Annotated in this window: 22 protein-coding genes, 8 tRNA genes and 1 riboswitch; of the genes, 23 read left to right on the top strand and 7 right to left on the bottom strand. The window is 47.4% G+C overall.

All coding sequences use genetic code 11. The features are described 5' to 3' along the window. Positions 1-142 precede the first annotated feature (142 nt). The 8 genes from Q0785_RS17890 (at position 143) to Q0785_RS17855 (ending at position 807) form a co-directional block, all read left to right on the top strand. A tRNA-Met gene (locus Q0785_RS17890) sits at positions 143-219 on the top strand. A gap of 3 nt (positions 220-222) precedes the next feature. Beyond that, positions 223-298 (top strand) — tRNA-Asp (locus Q0785_RS17885). 17 nt (positions 299-315) lie between these two features. Further along, positions 316-391 (top strand) — tRNA-Phe (locus Q0785_RS17880). A gap of 6 nt (positions 392-397) precedes the next feature. Then, positions 398-471, top strand: a tRNA-Gly gene (locus Q0785_RS17875). Positions 472-481: 10 nt separating this feature from the next. Continuing rightward, positions 482-558: transfer RNA gene (locus Q0785_RS17870), tRNA-Ile, on the top strand. Between the two features lies 1 nt (position 559). Beyond that, positions 560-634: transfer RNA gene (locus tag Q0785_RS17865), tRNA-Asn, on the top strand. Between the two features lie 4 nt (positions 635-638). Further along, positions 639-729: transfer RNA gene (locus tag Q0785_RS17860), tRNA-Ser, on the top strand. Positions 730-735: 6 nt separating this feature from the next. Further along, positions 736-807 (top strand) — tRNA-Glu (locus Q0785_RS17855). 13 nt (positions 808-820) lie between these two features. Here the strand turns inward: Q0785_RS17855 and Q0785_RS17850 are convergent. Next, on the bottom strand, positions 821-1,786 hold the full coding sequence (locus Q0785_RS17850; RefSeq protein ID WP_298833217.1) for a multidrug resistance efflux transporter family protein: 966 nt from the start codon (positions 1,784-1,786) through the stop codon (positions 821-823). Between the two features lie 131 nt (positions 1,787-1,917). Further along, positions 1,918-2,829: a 1,4-dihydroxy-2-naphthoate polyprenyltransferase gene (locus Q0785_RS17845; RefSeq protein ID WP_298833214.1), complete on the bottom strand. Its 912-nt coding sequence runs from the start codon at positions 2,827-2,829 to the stop codon at positions 1,918-1,920. A 172-nt stretch (positions 2,830-3,001) separates the two neighbouring features. Here Q0785_RS17845 and Q0785_RS17840 point away from each other — a divergent pair, with 172 nt between their 5' ends. From Q0785_RS17840 to Q0785_RS17805, 8 genes are all read left to right on the top strand, one after another. Then, positions 3,002-4,393: an isochorismate synthase gene (locus tag Q0785_RS17840; RefSeq protein WP_298833212.1), complete on the top strand. Its 1,392-nt coding sequence runs from the start codon at positions 3,002-3,004 to the stop codon at positions 4,391-4,393. After that, positions 4,380-6,080, top strand: a complete 1,701-nt coding sequence (menD, locus tag Q0785_RS17835) for a 2-succinyl-5-enolpyruvyl-6-hydroxy-3-cyclohexene-1-carboxylic-acid synthase (protein WP_298833210.1) — start codon at positions 4,380-4,382, stop codon at positions 6,078-6,080. Before Q0785_RS17840 ends, menD begins: the two co-directional genes overlap by 14 nt. Next, positions 6,077-6,904, top strand: coding sequence for a 2-succinyl-6-hydroxy-2,4-cyclohexadiene-1-carboxylate synthase (gene menH / locus Q0785_RS17830; RefSeq protein WP_298833208.1), 828 nt, complete (start codon positions 6,077-6,079; stop codon positions 6,902-6,904). The genes menD and menH overlap by 4 nt, the downstream gene beginning before the upstream one ends. After that, a complete protein-coding gene (menB, locus tag Q0785_RS17825; RefSeq protein ID WP_038703419.1) occupies positions 6,901-7,719 on the top strand; it encodes a 1,4-dihydroxy-2-naphthoyl-CoA synthase in 819 nt (272 codons plus the stop codon). Before menH ends, menB begins: the two co-directional genes overlap by 4 nt. 63 nt (positions 7,720-7,782) lie before the next feature. Next, a complete protein-coding gene (locus Q0785_RS17820; protein WP_298833193.1) occupies positions 7,783-9,216 on the top strand; it encodes an o-succinylbenzoate--CoA ligase in 1,434 nt (477 codons plus the stop codon). After that, positions 9,207-10,268 carry an o-succinylbenzoate synthase gene (gene menC / locus Q0785_RS17815; RefSeq protein WP_298833191.1) on the top strand — a complete coding sequence of 354 codons (1,062 nt, stop codon included), beginning with the start codon at positions 9,207-9,209 and terminating at the stop codon, positions 10,266-10,268. Before Q0785_RS17820 ends, menC begins: the two co-directional genes overlap by 10 nt. A 206-nt stretch (positions 10,269-10,474) precedes the next feature. Further along, positions 10,475-11,194 (top strand): AAA family ATPase, encoded by a 720-nt coding sequence (locus Q0785_RS17810; protein WP_298833189.1) that lies wholly within the window; start codon positions 10,475-10,477, stop codon positions 11,192-11,194. A 70-nt stretch (positions 11,195-11,264) separates the two neighbouring features. Continuing rightward, positions 11,265-11,933: an MOSC domain-containing protein gene (locus Q0785_RS17805; RefSeq protein WP_298833186.1), complete on the top strand. Its 669-nt coding sequence runs from the start codon at positions 11,265-11,267 to the stop codon at positions 11,931-11,933. Between the two features lie 70 nt (positions 11,934-12,003). Here the strand turns inward: Q0785_RS17805 and Q0785_RS17800 are convergent, their stop codons facing one another. Both Q0785_RS17800 and yidD read right to left on the bottom strand, forming a co-directional pair. Continuing rightward, on the bottom strand, positions 12,004-13,026 hold the full coding sequence (locus Q0785_RS17800) for a zinc ABC transporter substrate-binding protein (protein ID WP_298833183.1): 1,023 nt from the start codon (positions 13,024-13,026) through the stop codon (positions 12,004-12,006). Positions 13,027-13,113: 87 nt separating this feature from the next. Beyond that, positions 13,114-13,344, bottom strand: coding sequence for a membrane protein insertion efficiency factor YidD (gene yidD, locus Q0785_RS17795; RefSeq protein WP_191716661.1), 231 nt, complete (start codon positions 13,342-13,344; stop codon positions 13,114-13,116). A 107-nt stretch (positions 13,345-13,451) separates the two neighbouring features. Here yidD and Q0785_RS17790 point away from each other — a divergent pair, with 107 nt between their 5' ends. The 3 genes from Q0785_RS17790 to Q0785_RS17780 all read left to right on the top strand — a co-directional run bounded on the left by Q0785_RS17790 (position 13,452) and on the right by Q0785_RS17780 (position 15,186). Further along, positions 13,452-13,898, top strand: a complete 447-nt coding sequence (locus tag Q0785_RS17790) for a DNA starvation/stationary phase protection protein (protein WP_298833169.1) — start codon at positions 13,452-13,454, stop codon at positions 13,896-13,898. A gap of 66 nt (positions 13,899-13,964) precedes the next feature. Next, on the top strand, positions 13,965-14,423 hold the full coding sequence (gene ytkD / locus Q0785_RS17785) for an RNA deprotection pyrophosphohydrolase (RefSeq protein WP_298833166.1): 459 nt from the start codon (positions 13,965-13,967) through the stop codon (positions 14,421-14,423). Next, entirely contained in the window at positions 14,404-15,186 is a 783-nt protein-coding gene (locus tag Q0785_RS17780) for a prolyl oligopeptidase family serine peptidase (protein WP_298833163.1), read from the top strand. The genes ytkD and Q0785_RS17780 overlap by 20 nt, the downstream gene beginning before the upstream one ends. Before the next feature lie 108 nt (positions 15,187-15,294). Here the strand turns inward: Q0785_RS17780 and pckA are convergent, their stop codons facing one another. Then, positions 15,295-16,884 carry a phosphoenolpyruvate carboxykinase (ATP) gene (gene pckA / locus Q0785_RS17775; protein ID WP_298833161.1) on the bottom strand — a complete coding sequence of 530 codons (1,590 nt, stop codon included), beginning with the start codon at positions 16,882-16,884 and terminating at the stop codon, positions 15,295-15,297. A 770-nt stretch (positions 16,885-17,654) separates the two neighbouring features. After that, positions 17,655-17,767, top strand: a riboswitch (SAM riboswitch). Between the two features lie 202 nt (positions 17,768-17,969). On the opposite strand from pckA, the gene metK reads away from it, so the two are divergent. Beyond that, positions 17,970-19,178 (top strand): methionine adenosyltransferase, encoded by a 1,209-nt coding sequence (metK, locus tag Q0785_RS17770; protein ID WP_298833158.1) that lies wholly within the window; start codon positions 17,970-17,972, stop codon positions 19,176-19,178. 61 nt (positions 19,179-19,239) lie between these two features. Here the strand turns inward: metK and Q0785_RS17765 are convergent, their stop codons facing one another. Beyond that, the gene (locus Q0785_RS17765) at positions 19,240-19,755 is read right to left on the bottom strand and encodes a gamma carbonic anhydrase family protein (protein WP_298833155.1); all 516 of its coding nucleotides are present in this window, start codon (positions 19,753-19,755) and stop codon (positions 19,240-19,242) included. Between the two features lie 114 nt (positions 19,756-19,869). Between Q0785_RS17765 and Q0785_RS17760 the strand changes: the two genes are divergently transcribed. Together Q0785_RS17760 and Q0785_RS17755 are read left to right on the top strand one after the other, a co-directional pair. Next, entirely contained in the window at positions 19,870-20,682 is an 813-nt protein-coding gene (locus tag Q0785_RS17760) for an alpha/beta hydrolase (RefSeq protein ID WP_298833152.1), read from the top strand. A 64-nt stretch (positions 20,683-20,746) separates the two neighbouring features. Next, the gene (locus tag Q0785_RS17755) at positions 20,747-21,754 is read left to right on the top strand and encodes an LLM class flavin-dependent oxidoreductase (protein WP_298833150.1); all 1,008 of its coding nucleotides are present in this window, start codon (positions 20,747-20,749) and stop codon (positions 21,752-21,754) included. A 147-nt stretch (positions 21,755-21,901) separates the two neighbouring features. On the opposite strand, the gene Q0785_RS17750 is transcribed toward Q0785_RS17755, so the two are convergent. Next, positions 21,902-22,675, bottom strand: coding sequence for an alpha/beta hydrolase (locus tag Q0785_RS17750; protein ID WP_298833147.1), 774 nt, complete (start codon positions 22,673-22,675; stop codon positions 21,902-21,904). 312 nt (positions 22,676-22,987) lie between these two features. Here Q0785_RS17750 and Q0785_RS17745 point away from each other — a divergent pair, with 312 nt between their 5' ends. Then, positions 22,988-23,968: an NADP-dependent oxidoreductase gene (locus Q0785_RS17745; RefSeq protein WP_298833145.1), complete on the top strand. Its 981-nt coding sequence runs from the start codon at positions 22,988-22,990 to the stop codon at positions 23,966-23,968. Positions 23,969-24,049: the final 81 nt, after the last annotated feature.

Here is a 24,049-nt window from a genome sequence, read left to right as displayed (position 1 = left end):
GGCTGAAGGGATCGGTCTTGAAAACCGACAGGGGAGTCAAATCCCGCGGGGGTTCGAATCCCTCTTCCTCCTCCATTATTTTTAAAATGTGTGGACAATTATTTTTAAGAGTTTTTTTTCAAATCAATACCTATAATATTATCGCGGGGTAGAGCAGTTCGGTAGCTCGTCGGGCTCATAACCCGGAGGTCGCAGGTTCAAATCCTGCCCCCGCAACCAAATGGTCCCGTGGTGTAGCGGTTAACATGCCTGCCTGTCACGCAGGAGATCGCCGGTTCGATCCCGGTCGGGACCGCCATTTTTAAGTAACAAAGTGGGTCAGTAGCTCAGTCGGTAGAGCATTAGATTGAAGCTCTAAGTGTCGGCGGTTCGATTCCGTCCTGACCCACCATTTTTTGCGGGTGTAGTTTAGTGGTAAAACCTCAGCCTTCCAAGCTGATGATGAGGGTTCGATTCCCTTCACCCGCTCCATTATACATATGGGCCTATAGCTCAGCTGGTTAGAGCGCACGCCTGATAAGCGTGAGGTCGATGGTTCGAGTCCATTTAGGCCCACCATTCCGAAGTAGCTCAGTGGTAGAGCACCGCACTGTTAATGCGATGGTCGTAGGTTCGAGTCCTACCTTCGGAGCCATACTGGGGAAGTACTCAAGTGGCTGAAGAGGCGCCCCTGCTAAGGGTGTAGGTCGGGCAACCGGCGCGAGGGTTCAAATCCCTCCTTCTCCGCCAGTATTTGGCCCCTTGGTCAAGCGGTTAAGACACCGCCCTTTCACGGCGGTAACACGGGTTCGAATCCCGTAGGGGTCATCATAAAAAAGTGTCATGCATTCAATTGCATGACACTTTTTTTCTTTTTACCGGATATATAACTGTGTGTGATCATTCCAATCATGACAAGTAAAATACCGTATAAAGACAAGGAAGACGGCCAGGCGATCGATAAGAAAAGGATTTCTCCAAATAAAGCAAACAGTACTTCCATCGACTGTGTCGCTTCAACTGCTGCTAATTTTTGCATATTTCCTCTGACCAGATCCGTAGCTTTAAAAAATAGAACCGTAGCAATTACACCTGAACTTAGTGCGACGTTCAGTGTTTGGAAGCTTTGTGAAGCTGTTGGACCACCGACGGTAATAAAGCCATACAATGATAGTATCAGCCAAAAAGGAAGACTTGCTAATGTCATTCCGAGCACCCTTTGGTAAGCATCTAATCTGCCTCCGCATAGATCCATCATTTTTCTGTTTCCAAGTGGATAAGCAAAGGCAGCGAGAATAACAGGCATAAAACCAAACCATACTGCTGAAGAAGAGACGGCAGCTATATGCTCCAGTTGCATCAAGCTGACGCCAGCCAAGATGATAATGGAAGCCAACAGGCCTTTTATAGGGATCTGTCCTCTTACTTGAATAGGTCCGTTTTTTGTATGTATGGTAATTAAAAATAGGGGTGCTAGCAATGTACCCGCTATAATAGTGACTTGCCATGTTCCTGCTATGAGCCAGCCTGGAGAATAGGCAGCCGCAAAACAAAGCGGAGCATAGAATAATCCAAATCCGACAAAGCTCCATAATGCCCATGCTCCCTTGTTTTTTCTCATTTCCAGTATCAAGGGTTTCAGGTTCTTTCTTGCAAGAACGATAATCAGTAAAAAGGGGATCATGAAAATATAACGGAGAGAGGCACTCCAAATCCAACTGCCGCCGCCTGCTTCCATAGTGGCGTTCAGTACGAAAGTAAATGCGAAGAAAAAAGCTGCAATAATACCGATAATAATGGGTTTCACACTGTACCCTCCTATATATGAAAGCTTGTAATTTATCTATCTACTATATCGCATGCCTATCACTTCTTGAAAGGATTATTTGAACAGACAAAAGGGATTCCGATGAGGAATCCCTTTTGTCTGTATTTTAACTATAGAAGATAATCGATCAATAAGCCGATTCCAAGAAGGAAAGCGACAAAGGTATTTGTTTTGCCTGTATCTTTCATTGCGGGCATTACTTTTAACGGTTCAGTATAGCGTTTAAAGATCTGAACGACTTTAACAGGTTTCAGGACACTTAGGAAGACCAATAATGCCCAAGGTGTCAACATGCCGGAAACAACAAGGATAACAATCCAAGCATAGGCTAGGATGAAGAAGAACATCAGGATATTGACTGCGGCTGGTCTTCTGACCAAAATCGCCAACGTTTTACGGCCGCTTTCCTCATCTCCGACAATGTCACGGATGTTATTGGACAACATGATTGCCGCTACCAGTAAGGTGCTAGGTACTGCCAGCAAGGAAGCTTCCAAGGTAACCATGCCGGTTTGGATGTAGAAGGCGATGATGACGATCAAATAGCCCATAACCACTCCTGAGAAGAGTTCACCGAAAGGAGTGTACGCAATCGGGTAGGGTCCGCCGGTATAAAGATAGCCGATCATCATGGCAACTGCACCAACGACCAAAAGCCACCAGCTGGTTTGCGAACAAATATAGAGACCGATGACAGCGGCGATTCCGTAGAACACCAAAGCCAAGGCCAAAACGGTTTTCGGCTTTACTCCGTTCCGTACGATTGCGCCCCCGATGCCGACAGAGTTCTCATTGTCCAGGCCTCTGGCAAAATCATAGTATTCATTGAACATATTGGTGGCTGCCTGGATCAATAAACTTGCGACAAGCATCGCCAGGAATAGAAGCCAATCAATGGAATTGTAGTGTAGCGCGATCATCGTTCCCAGGAAAACGGGAGCGAAGGAAGCAGTTAAGGTATGGGGCCGGGTCAATTGCCACCAGACGCGCCATCCGCTGTCTGCCTGTAGTGAATGTGTCATAATCTATCTCTCCTTTAATTCTTTCCACTCTTCATTGTACTTCAAAATAGATGGGAATACAGCAAATGATGTGCTGATTTTAGCAGAAAAGAGTATGATAGAGGGTAGAGATTAAAAAGTAAAACAGTTACTGGAATAAACGAGACTATGGTCTTAAAACGGAGGTAATCAGGTGAATTCAGAATCGTCTTCATCGACCCAGCAATTTGCGGCAGGCCCATACGAAGGCTACCGCTTTTATACTGAAACAATTGAAGTGACACGCATGTCGGCATTGGCATTTTTTGAAGCCGGTGGAGAGGGCTACGCAGGAAAGCGCATGTTTTGGCAAAATCGTGAAAAGACTTTTACATTGGTCGGAATTGGGCATGCCCATGTTCTTTCTACAGACAAAGCGGCAGGCCGCTTTGACAAGATAAAAAATGACTGGAAGAGCTTGTGCAATCAAATCGTCAACGAAGAACATTCAGTTCAGCCTGTCCTATTCGGCGGATTTTCATTTGATCCGTTAAATGACAAACCGAGTGAGTGGACAAGGTTTCCGCAGGCTTATTTTGCGGTGCCGACTTTCCAGTTGATTTTAAAAGGGGAGCAGGCTTTTGTCAGCATCCACTTAATTACGGAGCAGCAAGAGAGTTTTGCGGAATTTGACGCCATGCGAAAAGAACGGGACAAATTGATTCACGCGGCCCAAGTAACCGAAGTGGATAAATACGATAAACCGCGGACAATCGGCCGTGCAGAATTGAGAAAAGAAGAGTACTTGGATTCGATCCAGCGGGTCACCGATATCATTAAAGCAAAAGAAGTGGAAAAAGTCGTCATTGCCCGGGCATTGGAGTTGGAATTTGAGGACAAATTATCCCCATCTTCTGCATTGTACCAAGTATCCAATGAACAGCCTGAGAGCTTCTTGTTCGGCTTAGAGGCGGAAGAGCAGTTTTTCTTTGGGGCGACTCCGGAACGGCTGGTAAAAGTCGAAAGTCAGAAAGCTTTATCCACTTGTTTAGCGGGATCTACTCCACGCGGAAAAACTGTGGAGAAGGATACGGAACTTGGCGAGGCTTTGCTGAAAGATCCGAAAAACCGGGCTGAGCATCAATACGTAGTCAAGATGATCAGTGAAGTGTTTGAAAACTATTGCAGCGGGACAGTGGTGCCCAAATTGCCGAAACTACTGAAAATCAGGGATATCCAGCATTTGTATACTCCTGTTGAAGGGAAATTGAATCCAGGCGCTACTTTATTTGACCTGGTGGAAGTTCTCCACCCGACGCCGGCCCTTGGCGGAGAGCCGAAACTGGAAGCCTTGCATATGATCCGCGAACATGAAGCGATGAACCGTGGCTATTATGCGGCTCCTATCGGCTGGATTGATGCAAAAGGCGACGGCGAATTTGCGGTCGCGATCCGTTCGGCTTTATTGGACGGGGAGAAAGCTTATTTATATGCAGGCGGTGGAATTGTAGCAGATTCCACGCCGGAATCAGAGTATGACGAAACATGGGTTAAATTCAGACCGATGCTTCGGGCATTGGGAGGTCAATTGAGTGACGAGTCGTGAAGCGTTAACAGAATATGTATCTGCATTTACCCATTCGCTTGTGGAACTTGGAGTTGCGGATGCAGTCATCAGTCCGGGATCCCGTTCCACACCGCTTGCCTATGCCTGCATGAAGCAGGAAGGGCTGTCGGTCTACCGGCAGATCGATGAACGCTCAGCGGCTTATTTTGCACTGGGCATGGCGAAGGCTTCCGGCAAACCGGTAATGCTGTTATGTACATCGGGAACGGCGGCAGCCAATTATTTTCCGGCAATTGTCGAAGCATATTATGCACGGGTGCCGCTGATCGTAGTGACGGCAGACCGTCCGCATGAGCTGCGGGAAGTGGGAGCGCCGCAAGCGATCAACCAAGTCAATTTGTTTGGATCACATGTCAAGTGGGCGACGGATCTGCCGATGCCGGAAACGGAAAACCAATTGGCGTTCCTGTCCCGCCATCTGCATCGTTCTGTCCGAAGCGCCAGCAGTGAACCAAAAGGGCCGGTGCATGTCAATGTGCCATTCCGTGAACCACTGCGTATCGATTTTGAACAGGCTTATGAATCGCTTGGGGAAATTGCTCATTTTGGCGGAGAAATGGCATTGTCACCCGCCAGCCGTGAATTTCTGCAGGATCTGTTGAAAAAAGAAAAGGGTTTGCTGATTGTCGGGGAGATGACTTCACCGATGCCAGTTGAATTCTGGGATTTTATCCAGCAACTTGATTGGCCGGTACTGGCAGATCCTTTATCGAATCTGCGGGGCAATGTCCCCCCGGAAGCGCAGCACCTGATCATCGATTCCTATGATGCTTTACTGAAAAATGAAGCATTCAAGGAAGGTGTAATGCCTGAAGCGGTCATTCGGATCGGGCCACAGCCGGTTTCTAAGCCGTTGACTTTGTTTCTGGCTGCAGTGAAGCCGGAAATCTATGCAGTTTTTGATGAAAGTCCGATGCTGCGGGATGCCCAGTCTTTGGCTACGCATCATATTCAGTCATCGGCTAATGCATTATGGCAGTTGCCGTTAGAAATGAAAAAAGTGAATTCCTACCGTGAAAAATGGACGGCAGCTTCAGCCCTCTACTGGGAAGTCGTAAGCCTCCATTGTGAGGAAGAGCTGGATGAAGGCGTCCTGGCGAAAGTGTTTTTCGATAGATTGGAAAACTGCGATTTGATTGTCGGCAGCAGTATGCCGATCCGTGATGTCGATACCTTCTTTAAGGCTGCAGAGCGGGATGTGGTGATCTATGCGAATCGCGGGGCAAACGGTATTGATGGTGTCGTTTCGACAGCATTCGGAGTTCAGGCTGCAAACCAGCGTCCGGCTTATCTGTTTATCGGTGATTTGTCCTTCCTGCATGATATGAACGGGCTGATCGTGTCTAAGATGCAGGCGACGGATTTGACGATTGTCATCATGAATAACGATGGCGGAGGAATATTCTCCTACCTGCCTCAGTCTCAGGAAGAGCGTCATTTTGAAGACTTGTTCGGCACGCCGACAGGGCTGACGTTCGGAGATGCGGCGAAAATGTATGATGCGCAATATGCAGCGGTGGAAACGGCTGAACAATTGGCGGAAGCATTGGATCAGCCGAAAGATAAAGCAGTAAAAATTATTGAAGTGTTCACGGATCGCCAGAACAATGTTACGACACACCGCAAATTATGGAGCCGTTTTAATGAGGAGCTGGCGAAGCAATGAAGCTGGATGTTGATGGAGTGGGTTACCATGTGGAAGTGTTCAACAGCGATAAAGAAGAGACGATTGTCTTTCTGCACGGTTTTACCGGCAGCACGAAAACATGGCAGCCGGTCATTCAATCATGGGATGATTCAAAAATCGTTCTCATCGATTTGATTGGCCATGGCGAAACGGATTGTCCGGAAGCGGTCGAGTGCTATTCGATGGAACGGCAGTTGAAGGATTTGGATGCGTTGTTCGGTCAATTGGATTTAGAAAATATGACGCTTGTCGGCTATTCGATGGGCGGACGCACAGCGCTGGCTTATGCCTGCCGTTTTCCAGGTCGGCTTAAAGGGCTGGTGCTGGAAAGCGCTTCTCCCGGCCTCCAGAGTGAAGCGGAGCGGCAGGAACGCCGTACGCGCGATGAAGGGCTGGCAGACCGGATTATTGCTGGCGGGATAAAAAATTTTGTTGACCGATGGGAAAACATCCCTTTGTTCGACAGCCAGAAATCCATGCCGGAGCCGGTGAAACGGGCTGTGCGTGAAGAACGGCTGTCACAGGATCCGATCGGCCTTGCGAACAGCCTGAAAGGCATGGGCACGGGTGCGCAGGGCTCCTATTGGGAGCGGCTGAAGGACTTGGACGTGCCGGTTTTATTGGTGACGGGGCAGTCGGATTTGAAGTTTGAGGCAATCGCTAAAGAGATGGTGGAGCTGATGCCGGACGCAGTTCACAAAACTATCGAAGGCGGACATGCGATACATGTGGAAAAACCTGTTGAATTTGCTACAATAGTAAGAGAGTATTCTAGTTTGAACTATCAAGGAGGAAAATCATGACACGCGAGTGGATTACAGAACGTACATATGAAGACATCAAGTATGAAATTTTTAACGGTATTGCCAAAATCACCATCAACCGTCCGGAAGTGCGCAACGCATTCCGTCCGAAAACGGTTCACGAATTGATCGATGCATTTTCCCGTGCACGCGATAATGCAGATGTAGGCGTCATCGTTTTGACTGGAGAAGGCGAAAAGGCTTTCTGTTCAGGTGGAGACCAGTCCGTACGCGGACATGGCGGCTATGTTGGGGAAGATGAGATTCCGCGTTTGAATGTCCTGGACCTTCAGCGTTTGATCCGCGTCATTCCAAAACCGGTCGTTGCAATGGTTGCAGGCTATGCAATCGGCGGCGGACACGTCCTTCACGTAGTATGTGATTTGACGATCGCTGCAGACAACGCACGTTTCGGCCAAACTGGTCCACGCGTCGGTTCGTTTGATGCAGGCTACGGTTCTGGTTATCTGGCACGCATCATCGGACACAAGAAAGCGCGTGAAATCTGGTACCTATGCCGTCAATATGATGCACAGGAAGCATTGGATATGGGCTTAGTCAACACAGTGGTTCCTCTTGAACAGCTGGAAGACGAGACTGTTCAATGGTGCCAGGAAATGCTTGAAATGAGCCCGACTGCACTTCGTTTCGTTAAAGCGGCAATGAATGCTGATACAGATGGCCTTGCTGGATTGCAGCAGATGGCTGGAGACGCAACGCTATTGTATTACACAACGGATGAAGCAAAAGAAGGCCGCGATGCGTTCAAAGAAAAACGCAAACCGGACTTTGGCCAATTTCCACGTTTCCCGTGATCATCGAATAATTGAAAGCTGTCCTCTCAGGGGACAGCTTTTTTTGAAGAAAGGATTTTTTACATGATGTATCCGAACTGGTTGAGCCAGCGGAGTTATTTGAGTGGGGACCGAATGGCCTTATCGTTTGAGGAGCAGCAATGGACATTTTCAGAAATCAATGACTTGGCCCTTGTCTATGCCGGAAAGCTGACAGAGCTTGGTGTAAAGGCGGATTCACGCGTAGCAATCCTTGCCAAATCCAATCCTGAGTCCATCTTTGTGATGTATGGCTGCCTCCATTTAGGGTGCGAGATGGTCATGCTGAACGAACGTTTAGCGAAAGCTGAATTGGCGTATCAAATCGACGATTCCGAAGTGGATCATATCTTGGTGGCTGATGTACTAAAGGGAAAACTGGATTCTTCCAATAGGATTCTGTTCAGTGAAATAGAAAGTGTGGCTCCTGCTGAATTCGAACCGCAAAAGCAGTGGCGGCAGGATCGCACCATTTCAATCATGTATACATCCGGAACCACAGGAAATCCGAAAGGGGTGCGGCAGACAGCGGAAAACCATTTTTCGAGTGCTGTTTCTTCCGCCCTCAATATCGGCATTTCACCGGATGATGTCTGGCTTTGTTCGGTGCCCTTGTTCCATATCAGCGGATTTTCGATTTTGATGCGTTCGCTAATCTATGGCATGGGGGTACGGCTCTATGAGAAATTTGATGCCGAGCGCAGTGCAGAGGAAATCTGCAGCGGGAAGGTGACACATATGTCGATGGTAGGTGTGATGCTGGAGCGGGTTTTGACCAATGTGGAAGAAACTTCCATGCAGGCTTCCCCACGATTTAAGGCCGTTTTGGCAGGAGGCGGCCCCATTCCAGTTGCTTATATCAAGCGCGCAGAAGATTGTGGCATTCCGGTGCTGCAGACTTATGGCATGACAGAAACGTCCTCACAGACCACCACTCTGCAGTCGGCGGACGCAGAACGGAAAATCGGTTCTTCCGGCAAGCCGCTGTTTTTGTACCAGGTGAAAATAGACGGGACTGAAAAGCCCGGAGAAAATGGGGAAATCCTTATCCATGGGCCACAAGTGACGCCAGGTTATATTGGGGCATTTGCAGAGCGCAGCGTTCAGGAAGACGGCTGGCTCCATACGGGAGACGTCGGTTATTTGGATGACGAAGGGTTTTTATTCGTCGTGGACCGCCGTTCAGACTTGATCGTTTCCGGCGGGGAAAATATTTACCCCGCTGAAATCGAGAAGGTCTTGCTGGCCCATCCGGCAGTTCGTGAAGCGGGTGTCTGCGGTGCAGCCAGCGACAAATGGGGCGAGGTTCCCGTTGCGTTCGTGGTGTTGAACAAAGAGGCAGCGGCGGATGAATTGCTGGCGTACTGCCGCGAACAGATTGCATCCTATAAGGTGCCGAAGCAGCTATTTTTTGTCGAGGAGCTGCCGCGAAACGCATCGAACAAGCTGTTGAGAAGAGAGCTGAGAACATGGCTGTGAAGGTCAGGGGCATCCAATTGACAACGGTCCGGCAGCCGCTGAAGAATCCATTCAAGACGGTGCTGCAGCAGGTAGAAGAACGTGAAGTGATTGTAGTTGCGGTCACAGGTGACACTGGACTTATCGGCTACGGGGAATGTGTGGCATTCGAGACGCCGTGGTACACGGAAGAAACCATTACAGGCTGCCGTTTTGTACTGGAACAGGTATTAGTGCCTTTGCTTGCGAATAAAACCATCGAAAATCCACAAGACGTCTGGGAACTGTTCGGAGCTGTCAAAGGCAATCGGATGGCCAAAGCCGCTGTTGAGATGGCAGTATGGGATTTGTTTGCTAAGCAGCAAGAAATGCCGTTGTGGAAGTTTGTCGGGGGTTCAGGAGATCAGATTCCAGCAGGCGTCGTCGTAGCGGCAGCCCCTTCAAAAATTGCAGAACAAGTGTCGTGGGCCGCTGAATCCGGCTACCGGCGCGTCAAAATAAAAATACAGCCGGATATGGAGATCGCCTTGCTGAAATCAGTGGTGGCTGCCTATCCCGGACTGCAGTTTTTTGCTGACGCCAACGGCAGCTTTCAGGCATATGGTGTTGAACGCTTAAAGGCATTTGATGAAGTCGGCTTCACGCTGATTGAACAGCCTTTCAGTGAACGGCAATGGACTTTGCATACGCAGGCCACAAAAGAGCTGAGCACCAAAATCTGCCTGGACGAAAGCATCGCCTGTGTGGAAGATGTGCAGCAGATGATCGACTCACGGGCAGGTGATATCATCGTGTTGAAAATGAGCCGGTTAGGTGGATGGACCGAAACCTTGAAAGTGGTTGAACTGTGCCAGGCGCATTCCATTGGCATGTGGGTCGGCGGGATGATTGAATTCGGCGTTTCCAAAGCCCATAATCTGGCCTTGGCTTCCTTGCCTGGTATTGTGTATCCCGGCGATCTTTCAGCTTCCCGGCATTTCTGGGAAAAAGACATCATTGAGCCTGAAATCATCGTGGAAAGCGGCGAAATCGTTTTGAGCGACCGATCGGGAATTGGATATAGAGTGGTCTGAATCGATCAGGATTCAGGCTTTTTTCGTAAAATGAAATAAAATTGGAGTTTATGTTTTCAGTTGAGAGATATTGTGAGACAATGAATAAAAATTAACTATTATGAATAACTATAAATTTATATATATGTTTCATTTAAATTGGATAGAGTACAGCCGTATACTGTTTGTTCCGATAAAGTACGAATGAATGCGAAGGAGGTGAGCCGGTGTTTTTGAATCGAATCAGTTTATTGAAAGAGGATATTGAGGATTTCGGGGAGTATCCATTTTCTGTTCCTTCGATCGGCAATATGGAACAAGTGGATTTGACCAATCCAATCACTTTTTTCGTTGGGGAAAACGGCTCCGGCAAGTCTACGCTCCTTGAAGCGATCGCGGATAAATGCGGTTTCAATACAGCCGGCGGCGGCCGCAACAACACGTATGAAGTGCATGCGGCACAAGCGGTATTGGGCGATTACATCCGTCTTTCCTGGATGCCGAAAGTGACGAATGGGTTCTTCATGCGGGCAGAATCGTTTTACCATTTCGCCACTCATCTCGAAGATGTCGACGAAGATGGGTTTCGGTCTTATGGAGGCCGTTCCCTGCATGAACAATCGCATGGGGAGTCGTTCCTATCCTTGTTCCTGAACCGCTTTAACGGCCGTGCCTTGTACCTGTTGGATGAGCCGGAGGCGGCGTTGTCTCCACAGCGGCAATTGACGTTTCTCAGGATATTGAAGGACTTGACAACCGAGGAGAATTGCCAGTTCATCATCGCGACCCATTCGCCTATTCTCCTGGGCTATCCGGACGCCAAAATCTTAAGTTTCGATGGAGGCTCCATCGAAGAAATCGATTATGAAATGACAGACCATTACCGGATCACCAAATATTTTCTGGATCACCGGGAAAAGTTTTTGAAAGAGATACTGGAAGATTGACGTGGAGCTGTATACTAAAGAAAACGGAATCAGCGGTTTTATTCTGACTGAAAATAAGGTGGGGTGGCATGTGAAGAATTCCGAGAAGGCGATCATAAAAAACTTTGCTGTCGGTTTGCCGGAAAAGTTGGCTTATGGAAACGGCAAGGAAATGGAATCAGCTATTCGAAAACAACCGGTGCAGGAAGCGTATTTAACCAAGGACGGATTTGAAGGGGATGGCGTTGCGGATCTAAAACACCACGGAGGGCCGGAAAGAGCCGTGTGCATCTATCCTTATGAACATTATGCTTATTGGAATGATTTATTTGATACCCAATTGCCCCGTGCTGCTTTTGGGGAGAATCTGACGGTGACGAATATGCTGGAGCGGGAAATATGCATCGGCGACATTTTCCAAATAGGTGAGGCGGTCATCCAGGTTACACAGGGAAGAGTGCCTTGCAACGTCATCGATAGAAGGCTTGATATGAAGCCGTTGTTGAAGGAAATGGTCAAGACCGGTTATACAGGCTATCTTTGCCGGGTGTTGGAAGAAGGGATGGTCCGGGCGGATTCGACCATCCGTACTGTAGCGAAAGATTCTCAGCAAGTATCGGTTCTCTATGCCAATGAAGTGAATTACCACCGTCCGAAAGATATAGATGGAATCGTCAAAGTATTGGAAGCGGAAGAATTGGCCGATGAATGGCGGCAGTTTTTGACTAAGCGGTTAATCAAATTGACAGCCGGTGGCTAAACCGGTTATTTTCTTTTCAAAAAAAAGCACTGCAGCGAACGCTCGCTGCAGTGCTTTTCTCATGCTTTTCTTACTTCAAGATCGTTTCCAGCACCTGAAGGTTTTTTTCCATCAATGTGAAGTAGGTTTCTTCATTGTCGATGTTTTCCTGCGTTAACACACCAAGGTTATGCATCTCAATCGCTTCAGCACCCACTTCGTTCTGGATGACTTCCGTCAGATTCGACGAAACGTTCTGCTCAAAGACGATATACTGAATCTCTTTTTCTTTTGCCAAATCAACGATTTCCGTCAACTCTTTTTGGGAAGGCTCGTCCTGGCTGTTCAACCCTGCAATGGCCACTTGTTCAAAGCCGTATGGCTCAGAAAGGTAGCTGAAAGCAGCGTGGGATACGAAGAACGTATCTTTGCTGACGCGTTCAGACAAGTCTTCGAACGACCGATCCAGCATTTCCAGCTCCACAACCAATTCCGTGTAATTGCTTTCGTAGGTTTCCGCATTTTCAGGATCGGCTTCCGTCAATGAAACCTTGATGGACTCTGCCAGTTTTTCACTTAGAACCGGAGACATCCAGACATGCGGATCGGTTGAACCATGGTCATGGCCATCGTGGCTCCCGGCTTCCTCAGCGTGTGTTTCTTCTTCATGAGCATCTTCACTGTGGCCTTCCTCATCATGAGCATCTTCTTCATGACCAAGTTCTTCTTCATGTCCAAGTGCTTCTTCCAATTCTTCGTCTGAAATGTTATCAGCAGTGGCGGTAAATTTGACATTTTCGTCCTGCAAAGTCTTTTTGGCACTGTCAATGAATCCTTCCAGGCCGAGGCCGATGGAGAACATCAAATCTGCGTCTGCCAGCTTGATCATCTCTTGCTGCGTCGGTTCAAAGGTATGTTCGTTTGAACCGGCAGGATAGATCGATTGCACATCAACCAAATCACCGGCGATGCGTTCAGTGAAATAAGTCAATGGATAAACCGTCGTGTAGACCTGTAATTTTTCCGGGTCTTGATCGATACTTTGTGCTTCTTCACTGGATTGTCCGCAGGCGGCTAATAGTAATAAGGGCATCAATAATAGAATCTTCTTCATGTTCAACCTCCAAAATGTAACGATTACGTTTTAATAACTATTAGAATACTACAGGATGCTCTTAAAAAACACAAGAAAAACCACCAATTATTTTTTTGGTGGCCATTCTTCCGGAACAAAATCGATTCCGCCTTTATGGAAAGGATGACAGCTTAAGATGCGCTTTGCCGCTAGATATCCGCCTTTCAATGCGCCATGCTTCTCGACCGCTTCGATGCCGTAATGGGAACAGGTCGGATAGAAACGGCAGCTCGGCGGAGATAAAGGCGAGATGAACCGCTGGTAAAAGCGGAAAATCTTCAGTAAAACGGTCTTCATGGTCATTCAGCTCTTTTCGGGGAAATACTTCATATGTTTATTGTAGGGGCATTAGAGGTATAAATAAAGTATAAGAACTTATCAAACTAATTGGAGAGTGATTGGAAATGTCTAACGAACTAAATCAGGAACTAAACGTGCAAGTGGCTACATGGTCTGTAGCTTATACGAAATTACATAATTTTCATTGGTACGTAAAAGGGCCTTCGTTCTTTACATTACATGTAAAATTCGAAGAGTTATACAACGAAGCAACCCTCCATATGGATGAAATCGCAGAACGCTTGCTTGCATTGGGTGGAAAACCTGTCGCTACAATGAAAGAGCAGCTGGAGCTGTCAGTGATTGAAGAAGCGAGCAGCAAAGAATCGGCTGAAGAAATGGTCGATACAGTTGTCAGCGATTATGACAAAATCATGAAATCCTTGAAAAAAGGCATGGAATTGGCTGCTAAAGACGGCGATGACATGACAGAAGACATGTTGAACGCCATCCACCAGAACCTTGAAAAACATTCTTGGATGTTATCAGCATTCTTGGGCGAAAAGAAGTAAAATAGGATTATACAAGCGTACACTGAATTCTAGTGTACGCTTTTCTTATGGCATCGAGGTGGAGAAATGCAGTATCAGGATCTGAACGGATATCCATGTGAACTATCATTCGAAAAAAATACATTTACTTATACAAGCAGACACGTACTGGTGATTTGCCGATACCAGGGGAAATGGGTTCTGACCCTGCATACTGAGCGGGGCCTTGAATTTCCAGGCGGGAAAGTGGAAGCCGGTGAAAGTTTACAGGAGGCTGCAAAGCGGGAAGTCTATGAAGAAACAGGTGCTCACGCCAAAGAGTTGGAATGGTTTGCTGAATATGTAGTTTATTCGGAAAAGCCATTCTGCAAAACGGTTTTTATCGGGACAGTGGACAGGGTGGATCCGATTCCGCTTCTTGAAACACGAGGAATCGTTTTGCGGAAGGAATTGGAGTTGGGCGATGGTTTCAGTTTTTTGATGAAGGACGCTGGAATGCGTAAAATAATAGAGAAGGTGAAGCAGCTTGGAAAATGGGACGATTGAAACGAAAAAACCTTATCCTTCACCGAATCCCCATGTCCAATTAACGGAAATCGTTTATTGGTCGGAGGGATTGCGGGTGAAAGGCATGCTGGCGGAACCGAAAAAGCCAGGCACCTATAGCGGCATCCTGTATTTAAGGGGAGGCATCCAGTCGATCGGGATGGTGCGCCCTGCACGGATCGCTCAATTTGCAGCACAGGGCTTTGTGGTATTCGCACCTTATTACAGGGGAAATCGAGGCGGAGAAGGCCGGGACGAATTTGCCGGAGCGGACCGCTGGGATGCAGTCAATGCGGTAGACGTGCTGAAGAAATTCAGCAATGGGAAAGTGCACCTGCTGGCGTTTTCAAGAGGAGGCATCATGGCCTTGTGGACAGCTATTCTGCGGAGTGATGTCACGTCGCTCGTTACGTGGGCAGGGGTTACGGATACGGTGCTGACCTATAAAGAGCGCCCTGATATGCGGCGCATGATGAAACGGCTCTACGGAGGTACACCGAATACCGCTTTGACGGAATACGAAGAACGCAATCCGTTGCTGCGGATCGAAGAAAGCAGTGCGCCTATTCTGATTATCCATGGGTTGAAAGATGAAAATGTCTATCCGGCACAAGCTTATTTGCTGGAAGAGGCACTGAAGCTGAATGGCCAGAGGCACGAAACCTGGTACTTCCCAGAATATACACATTTTTTTCCTCCTGCAGCCAACCGCAATACAGTTAAAGCGGTCTGCAACTGGATGAGAGATCAGGAAGAAGGATAGCGAGCTCTGAAGATCAGCATATTATGCTGAAATATGGCTGGTTAAGTTTGATCATCATATACAAAAAAACCCGTTCGGATTCTACTCCGAACGGGTTTTAACGAATGCTTATTTTTGAAGCGGACCGCCAAGTGTCGTGATTTCAGGTGCGACAGTGCCGAACTTCTGGAAGTTTTTCTGGAATTCCTGTGCCAATTCCAATGCTTTTTGATCGTAGGCTTCTTTGTCTGCCCATGCGTTGCGCGGGTTCAACACTTCTGTTGGAACTCCTGGTACTTCCACCGGAATCTCAAGGCCGAAGAATGCTTCTTTTTCAGTCGGAACATCGTTCAATTCACCTTTGATGGCAGCGCGAACCATTGTCCGTGTGTAAGAAAGCTTCATGCGGCTTCCGACTCCGTATACGCCGCCAGTCCAGCCAGTGTTGACAAGGAAAACTTGAACGCCGTGCTCATCGATTTTATTGCCGAGCATTTCAGCGTACACCGTTGCATGCAATGGAAGGAACGGTGATCCGAAGCAAGTCGAGAACGTTGCTTCAGGAGACGTGATGCCGCGTTCTGTACCAGCCAATTTCGATGTGTAGCCACTTAGGAAATGGTACATTGCCTGCTCTTTTGTCAGTTTGCTGATAGGAGGCAGGACGCCGAAAGCATCAGCTGTCAGGAAGACGATCGTTTTCGGATGTCCCGCAACTGAAGGATCGACGATATTGTCGATTGCCTGCATCGGGTATGCAGCACGTGTGTTTTCCGTCAATGAATCATCATCGTAATTCGGGATGCGTGTATCAGGATCGACTACGACGTTTTCAAGAACCGAACCGAAACGGATGGCGTCATAGATTTGTGGTTCGTTTTCACGCGACAGGTTGATGGTTTTTGCGTAGCAGCCGCCTTCGATATTGAAGACGCCGTTATCGGACCAGCCGTGCTCGTCATCACCGACCAGTTTACGGTCACCATCAGCCGACAACGTCGTTTTGCCAGTACCGGATAAACCGAAGAACAAGGTGACATCGCCATCTTGTCCAACGTTAGCTGAACAGTGCATCGGAAGGATGCCTCTTTCAGGCAATAGGTAGTTCATGATTGAGAAGATGGATTTCTTCATCTCGCCGGCGTATTCAGTTCCGCCGATCAAAATGATGCGTTGTTCCATCGACACGATGATGAAGGTTTCAGAAGCCGTGCCGTCCACTGCAGGGTCTGCCTTGAATGTAGGTGCGTAGACCACGGTGAATTCAGCATCATGTGTTTTCAATTCTTCAGCCGTCGGGCGGATGAACAATTGGTGGGCGAACAGGTTATGCCACGCGTATTCATTGATTGTTTGGATCGGCACACGTGATTCGTGGTCTGCTCCGGCAAATCCTTTGAATACGAAAAGCGCATCTTTGTCTTTTAGGTGCTTGATGACTTTAGCGTATAGTTTTTCAAACACTTCGCTGGAAATCGGACGGTTCACATTGCCCCAGTCGACTTTGTTTTTAGAACTTTCTTCTTCCACCATGTATTTGTCTTTCGGTGAGCGGCCAGTGTATTTGCCAGTCTCCGCTGTTACAGCGCCTTCCCGAGTCAATACCGCTTCGCCGCGGGATGTTGCTGCCTCCACTAGTTGTGGCACTGATAATTGAACATGTACATTTTGGCCAGTTAAAAGATCCTTCAAATCGTTTGCAAAGTTCACTGAAGTCATATATATGTACCTTCCTTTTCTGTTATTCCCATAGCGATGGGGAGGATGTATATTCGTTCATTAGTATAACACATTAGGTTTATTAGTCTATACTAATCCATTGCAGAATTCAAAAAATATTAAATTAGATTTCTATAATAGGGTGAAATCTGCGGGTGCTAATTTAGGTGAAAGCAGGGATGAAAGCTTTTACGAGCAAATTCTTCTTGTATTTTTAGCTATTTTTAACATGTAAAAAAATAGGTATGAATTTATATTAAGTTGTACTATATAAGAGTTTGTAGACAAAGGAATCTTTAGATTATTACAAGAATGGATATTCATTTCATCATATTTTTACTGAATCCTGCACTTCAGGCGGACGCTTTCCGCGGGCTCGCAGGAAGCGAGTCGGGCTGTGCCTGACTCGTTTGCGACGAAGCTAGCGCAGCGATGCAGGAGCATATCTTTGCCCTTCGCCGCCTTGCGCTCCGGATCCTTGAGTGAAGGGTATATCAAGTTGATTGAGTCTATTTCTTCCTGAAGTAGATTAGTAGGCTTCTCTCTTTGAATGGAGCAACACGCACTAACCAGGCCGGCCAGGCTGTAGTTTCAGAAAAAGGGTGTGGAGGTCTCAGCGCAGCTTGCGCAGGAGCAGTCATCTTTGCTCTACTGAAAGCGAGGGGGGAAAGTTGTTTTTCATTGACTGAATCAAGACTGAAATTATTTTTTTGCGCCAAAAATGTTGACATCCAAGTGCTATTTCCGTATGATGAAAAATTGAACGGATACTCTTATTCCGAGCTGGTGGAGGGGACAGGCCCTATGAAACCCGGCAACCTGCTGCAACCGCAGTGATGGTGCCAAACCTGAAGCAAGGCTCACAGGCCTTGGATGATAAGAGTGAAAGGTGCTTATGATGATTCTCCTTTCCTCATGATGAATGAGTGAAGGGATTTTTTTATGGAATGCCCTTAATCCTCGTGTGAAAGGCCACAAACGGCTTGAAGTTCAATCCGGCTTTTGTCTGGAACGGACTTGACATGGGAAACGAGTACCGTATCAATTTCGAGAGCAATCTCGCAGGATATAAGGAGGAACATTTTTTGAAAAACCGTCGATTATTTACTTCAGAATCAGTAACAGAAGGACATCCGGATAAAATCTGTGACCAAATCTCAGATGCTATTTTGGACGCTATCTTAACCGAGGATCCAAACGCGCGTGTTGCGTGCGAAACGACCGTCACTACAGGACTGGTTCTGGTAGCCGGAGAAATCACCACTTCCACTTATGTGGACATCCCGAAAGTTGTTAGACAAACCGTAAGAGAAATTGGATACACACGAGCTAAATATGGTTTCGACTCAGAAACAAGTGCAGTTCTGACAGCAATCGATGAGCAATCACCGGATATCGCTGCAGGAGTCAACGTAGCACTTGAATCACGTGAAGGCCAAATGACAGATAAAGAAATGGACGATATCGGAGCAGGTGACCAAGGGTTGATGTTCGGATATGCCAACAACGAAACAGAAGAATTGATGCCATTGCCGATTTCATTGGCACATAAATTGGCACGCCGCTTGGCTGAAGTACGGAAAGAAGAAATTCTTCCCTATCTGCGTCCCGATGGCAAAACGCAGGTGACAGTTGAATATGATGAAAACAATAAACCACTTCGCGTGGACACGATTGTCATCTCTACTCAGCATCACCCAGAAGTAACGCTTGAGCAGATTCAACGCAATATCAAAGAATATGTCATCAATGAAGTCGTTCCAGCAAAATGGATCGACGAAGATACCAAATACTTCATCAACCCAACCGGGCGTTTTGTTATTGGCGGACCTCAGGGAGATGCGGGCTTGACTGGCCGCAAAATCATCGTGGATACCTACGGTGGCTATGCTCGCCACGGCGGTGGAGCATTCTCTGGTAAAGACGCGACAAAAGTGGACCGTTCAGCAGCTTATGCGGCCCGTTATGTAGCGAAAAACATCGTAGCGGCCGGACTAGCAGACAAATGCGAAGTGCAATTGGCTTATGCAATCGGTGTGGCACATCCTGTATCCATCGCTTTTGATACATTCGGCACCGGCAAAGTCGATGAAGACAAATTGGACGATTTGGTACGCGCGAACTTCGATTTGCGTCCTGCCGGAATCATCAAAATGCTTGATCTTCGCCGCCCGATCTACAAGCAGACTGCAGCTTACGGACATTTTGGCCGTACGGATGTCGATCTTCCTTGGGAGCGTACAGATAAAGCCGCTATCCTGAAAGAACAAGCTGGCGTTCAAGCCGGCATTTAAAACATCATCGAATGAAAAAGGACGATTGAGCCACTAGCGCTCAATCGTCCTTTTTACGTTCTTAGTCTTTTTGAAGAGATTTGTAATAAGCTCCTTTTTCCGCATATTCGCGGATGATCCTCTCCATGTCGATCTTATCGTCTTCGCGGAGTTCACGAACGACTTTCGCCGGGCGTCCGAGAGCAAGCATGCCTGGCGGAATAACTTTACCGGGCGGCACCAGACTGCCGGCTCCGACGAATGCGCCTTCCCCGACTTCCGCGCCGTCCAGGATGACGGACCCCATTCCGACTAAGGCACCTTTACGGATCGTGCAGCTGTGCAGGGTCACCTGATGGCCGATGGTCACTTCGTCTTCCAGAAGCAATGTCTTGCCTGGGCTTTGGTGGAGCATGCAGAGATCCTGGATATTGACTTTATTGCCGATAATGGTTGGAGATACGTCGCCGCGGATGACCGTGTTGAACCAAACCGATGATTCAGCGCCAATGGTCACATCGCCAGAGATGGTCGTGTAGTCTGCAATAAAAACAGATGGGTCGATTTGGGGAAATTTGTCTTTATATGGATAAATCATGGCAAAGCTCCTTTAAAAAAGATAAGATATTCTATAATCGTAACAAACCAAATCGAAACGTCAAATAGAAAATGCAGCAGCAAGAGTCGGTTGGCAGGGAAAGGAAGTCGGACTATGTGGAAATGGCAGGCAGAAGGAACAGCAAAAGCAGTAGTGGTATTGGTCCATAGCGCGTACGAGCAGCATATGCGCTACGTGTGGCAGATTGAGAAATGGCGGTCGGCGGGATTTCATGTCTATACGGCTGATCTGCCGGGCCATGGCAAGAACGCCGGAGCGGATCATGTCCACCGGGAGTCGTTTGATGAGTATGAATGGGCGGTGAGCGAAATGCTGAAGCTGTCATCGGAAAACGATTTGCCGGTGTTCGTCATTGCGCACGGCCTTGGGGCTACAATCGCCATGAATGTCTTGGGCAACCGGAAATTTAATGTAGTCGGAGCCATCTTTACGTCGCCTTGGCTTCAATTGAAAAAATTCCCCCCTAAAGCACCCAATGCTTTTCCCGGCGTTGCACAGTTGACGGGCCGCAGAAAAATGGATCATGGCATCGAGCTTCGTCACCTGACGAGAGACCAATTTTCCTTTGACCAGAAAACCGAAAACAAGTTGTATCATTCGCTCATCACGGCAGGGTGGTATAAGGAATTGCAGGGCTATATGAAAGAAACAGCGGCGGCTGTCGAACTGTATCCACAGATTCCCACTTATCTGCATACAGCAGAACGGGATATGATCACCGAAGTGGAAGCTTCCCGGCAGTGGCTAATGAAGCAGCAGCTGACCGAATTCAGTTACAAGGAATGGAAATTCTGCTATCATGATATTTTTCAGGAACCTGAAAAAGAAGAAGTCTTTCTGGCGACGCAGGCTTTTATCCACACCGTTTTGCGTTCTGTCGGTTACCTGATCGAAGAAAACGTATAAATTTTTGCTGGAGGGTTCTTCTTAACCCACTGGCTGTAAGAGCGGAACAAAGGAGTAGATCAAAATGACTTTAAACTACAGCATACTGGACCAATCACCGATTTCAGAAGGCAGCTCCCCCCAGGAAGCCCTGAAGCAGACGGCGATCCTTGCACAAAAAGCCGAGCAATGGGGCTATACCCGGTTTTGGGTGTCGGAGCACCACGACGCCACAACTCTTGCCGGCTCTTCTCCGGAAGTGCTGATTGCGCATCTTGGCGCCGTGACCAAAACCATCCGGCTCGGTTCGGGTGGCGTTATGCTGCCGCATTATGCCCCTTTTAAAATTGCGGAAAACTTTAAGCTTTTGGAAGCTCTGTATCCAGATAGAATTGATGCAGGAGTTGGAAGAGCGCCAGGCGGCATGCCGCGGGCTTCCTATGCATTAAACGAAGGCAAGAAGCGTGACACCAGCAAATTTCCAGCACAAATCGACGACCTTCGCATGTACCTGACGGATTCCATACCGGAAGAACATCCGTATTACGGCATGAAGGCGACACCGGTCACGAAGCACAGCCCACCTATTTGGGTGTTGGGTTCGAGTGAAAACTCAGCGCAGCTGGCAGCGGATAAAGGATTGCCTTATATGTTCGCCCATTTCATCAACGGCGAAGGCGGGCAGCAGTTTGCCAAAGAATACCGTGAACGCTTCAAGCCTTATAAGGACAGTAAACCCCATGTCGGTTTTGCTATTTTTGTGGTCTGCCAGGAAACACCGGAACAAGCGGAACGAGTCGCTTCGTCAATGGATCTTTCGCTGTGTATGGGAGCGCAGGGGATGCCTTCAAAAGGGACGCCTCCGCCTGAGAAAGCTATGGCTTACCCCTATTCCAAATTCGAAAAACTGCTGGTTGCCGAAAACCGCCGCCGGATGGTCGTCGGGACACCGGAACAAGTGGTGGACAGGCTGGAAGACCTTGCAGACGAGTACGGAGCAGACGAAGTGATGCTGGTTTCCTCTGCCTATAGCTTTACCGACAAACTAAAAACCTTCCAGCTCATAGCGGAAGAAATGAAGAAGCGCCGATAGGAAATTTCCTTTCGGCGTTTTTTGTGGGAGTGTTGGGCATACCGGAATGGCCAATGATCCTGATGTAGCTTAGTGCATTTCAAAGTAGGTGCTAAAAGAGGCACGAGGAGCCTGAACATATAAATAATGAAGGTCATAGCCGATCTTTTAATCAGTATTTTTATTTCGTGAACCCATCCCATTACTTTGGTGAACTAACCACTCTCTCAAAGTACGGTTAAATTGTTGTGCTTTTTGGACGGGCCAAGCATGTTGGGCATCAGAGATCAACCTGGTTACCGCGGTCGGTATGAACTGCGGGGCTATCTCGATGGATTCCAGAATGCCTCGCGATTCCTGATCCCCCGCAACTATCAGACACGGACTATCGATATGCCCATATGATTCATCCAGACGAAACTGCATGATTTCCTGCCAGATGGTTTCGTATGTTTCTTTGGTCAGTAGCTGATAGTCCGCTATGAACTCAGATGATTTATCGGGAGGCAAATGGTAGTAGCCATGAGCCAGTTTGTTGAGATATCGTTCATTTCTGATGCCTCGTTGAACTATTCGGGATTGTACTTTAAGCAAGAACTGAAAATGCATGGGTTGGACGGTAATACCGCTGATGAATGTGCTGAGAATCTTTTCAGGGTAATGTTTTGCTAATTCTAAAGCAACATGGCCTCCCAACGAAATCCCCACCACATGAATTTTTCGATTTTTGATCACGTGTTGTGCAATAAGATTCGTGGTATCCGCTAAACTTAACCAAGGAGTGGAGACGCTTTTTCCGTGTCCGGGTAAATCTGGCAGAATAACTTGATAATCTGAGAATGCCGGTTCTTGTTGCCACCACATCCAACGGCTCGCACCAAGTCCATGAATAAAGAGAATGGATTCGTTTTCGTTGGATGCGGTCTCTGTATAATCAATCATGTTTGAAATCCCCTAACATTTAGATTTATCACTATTCCTTCAAAAGCAATGTTTGATAAGATTCTGCTCATTAAACTTTTTGGATCAAATTCACTCTATAAAGACTTGATTCTCAGTTTAAATAATTTCTAAACCTCTAAAGATCATTTCGAGGTTACAGTGGCCAGAATATTTGCGGCAGCAGGTTAACGTAGTGATTGGTTTTTAGCAGTTCGCATGAAAAGTCGGTAAAAATCGTAAACGACAATTGAAGCATAAACTTCTAGAGGGGAATGTTAAAATAAATACTAGATTGATGAGGGGAGGAAAAAAATGAACAGTAATTCAGGTACTCCTGCTGAATTCATGAAAGCCGCTGTCTTACATGAATTCGGATCTGAAGGACAGCTGATCACTGAATCCATTCCATTACCTGATGTAGGTGATTCCGAAGTGTTGATAAAAGTGGAATTTGCCGGAATCGGGCAATGGGACATCTTTGAAAGAGAAGGTGGTTACGCGGAGATGCTGGAAATGAATGTGAAGTTCCCTTATGTGCTGGGGTCTGAAGGTTCCGGAACAATCGTTTCGATAGGCAAGGAGGTAAAGGGGCTTGCTGTAGGGGATAAAGTGATGGCGACAGGTTTTCTTAATCCTAAAGGTGGTTTCTATGCAGAGTTTGCCACCATCGACCAAAAATATGTAACGCTTGTTCCACCGTCTATCAGTATTCAAGAAGCGGGCGTTATTTCAGGTGTGGGAATAACGGCCTTGCGTGGTTTGGAAGATGTCCTGCAGCTGAAAAAAGAAGAGTCGATCGTGGTGTTTGGAGCGAGTGGCGGAGTTGGCCATTTGGCCGTTCAGCTCGCTAAGCAGATCGGAGCGAGGGTCTTTGCCATTGCATCAGGAGCTGATGGTGTTGAAATGGTTCGAAAGCTTGGCATTGAGAATGTAGTAGATGGCCATAAGGATGATCTGCTGTCTGCAGCGAAAGCGGTTGAACCGGAAGGATTTGATGCAGCTTTACTGACTGCAGGTGGGGAAGCCATTAAAACGATTGCCCAGATGATGAAAACGGATGGGCGGATCGCCTATCCAAACGGTGTTTTTCCATTGCCGGAAAGTGATGAGGTTAAGGCCGTTTCTTATAACGGAGATCCTGATGCGGATATAATAAGCCGGTTTACCCATTACGTGAAGAGTGGAAATGTCAGAGCGCATATCGATCATTCCTTCCCATTGGAACAAGCGTCTTCAGCTCATCTTGCTTTAAAGGAACATTATATAGGGAAACTAGGATTGAAAATAAGTTAAAACTCTGCGAAACATAGCAGTCAAAAAGAAGCGGAAAAACATTGAGTCATGTTTTTCCGCTTCTTTTAGTGAATAGCTGGA

Source organism: uncultured Planococcus sp., assembly GCF_947501725.1.
In the GTDB taxonomy this organism is placed as follows: domain Bacteria; phylum Bacillota; class Bacilli; order Bacillales_A; family Planococcaceae; genus Planococcus; species Planococcus donghaensis_C.
The sequence above is the reverse complement of the archived record's forward strand: the minus strand, read 5'-3'. Positions and strand labels throughout refer to the sequence as shown.